2 rRNA genes (1 of these 2 only partly in view) are annotated in these 1,321 nt (G+C 57.2%); both read right to left on the bottom strand.

Annotation, left to right across the window (positions count from 1 at the left end):
- Window position 1 precedes the first annotated feature (1 nt).
- A 5S ribosomal RNA gene (gene rrf / locus ABZ810_RS47585) occupies window positions 2-118 on the bottom strand.
- A gap of 165 nt (window positions 119-283) precedes the next feature.
- A 23S ribosomal RNA gene (locus ABZ810_RS47580) occupies window positions 284-1,321 on the bottom strand; its annotated part runs 1,207 nt beyond the window's last position; the annotation flags it as partial.

The raw sequence follows: 1,321 nt of genomic DNA, 5'->3' as shown, positions 1-1,321 counted from the left end.
TGTCCGGCGGTGTCCTACTCTCCCACACAGTCTCCCGTGCAGTACCATCGGCGCTGAAGGGCTTAACTTCCGGGTTCGGGATGGGACCGGGTGTTTCCCCTTCGCCAAAACCACCGAACGACCAGCGCACAAAACCCTGAACAGGGTCTTGGCAAACTCTCGTCCGAGACGCATGGCTCGGTATTCTCTTATACTGCGGTTCCCGAAGATTTGTTTTCTGGGAACCACACAGGGACGCGAACACTCAGCAGAACACATGCTGCGATTGGTTTGAACGTTGTGTGTGTTCAAGCCACTCGGCCTATTAGTACCAGTCGACTCCACACGTTACCGCGCTTCCATCTCTGGCCTATCAACCCAGTGGTCTAGCTGGGGGCCTTACAACCTCAAAGGGTTGGGAGAACTCATCTCGAGGCAGGCTTCCCGCTTAGATGCTTTCAGCGGTTATCCCTACCGAACGTAGCCAACCAGCCGTGCCCCTGGCGGGACAACTGGCACACCAGAGGTTCGTCCGTCCCGGTCCTCTCGTACTAGGGACAGATCCTCTCAATTCTCCTACGCGCGCAGCGGATAGGGACCGAACTGTCTCGCGACGTTCTAAACCCAGCTCGCGTGCCGCTTTAATGGGCGAACAGCCCAACCCTTGGGACCTACTCCAGCCCCAGGATGCGACGAGCCGACATCGAGGTGCCAAACCATCCCGTCGATATGGACTCTTGGGGAAGATCAGCCTGTTATCCCCGGGGTACCTTTTAGCCGTTGAGCGACACCACTTCCACACGTCGGTGCCGGATCACTAGGCCCTGCTTTCGCACCTGCTCGACATGTCTGTCTCACAGTCAAGCTCCCTTGTGCCCTTGCACTCGCCACCTGATTGCCAACCAGGCTGAGGGAACCTTTGGGCGCCTCCGTTACTCTTTGGGAGGCAACCGCCCCAGTTAAACTACCCACCAGGCACTGTCCCCCACCCAGATTCATGGGTGCGGGTTAGACGCTCAAAACGACCAGAGTGGTATTTCACCAATGACTCCACCGACACTGGCGTGCCGGCTTCACAGTCTCCCACCTATCCTACACAAGACGCTCCAAACGCCAATGCCAAGCTATAGTGAAGGTCCCGGGGTCTTTCCGTCCTGCTGCGCGAAACGAGCATCTTTACTCGTACTGCAATTTCGCCGGGCCTGTGGTTGAGACAGCGGGGAAGTCGTTACGCCATTCGTGCAGGTCGGAACTTACCCGACAAGGAATTTCGCTACCTTAGGATGGTTATAGTTACCACCGCCGTTTACCGGCGCTTAGATTCTCAGCTTCGACCCCCGAA

This window comes from Spirillospora sp. NPDC047279 (genome assembly GCF_040643285.1).
Classification (GTDB): Bacteria; Actinomycetota; Actinomycetes; order Streptosporangiales; family Streptosporangiaceae; genus Spirillospora.
This window is presented reverse-complemented; position numbering and strand designations above follow the sequence as displayed.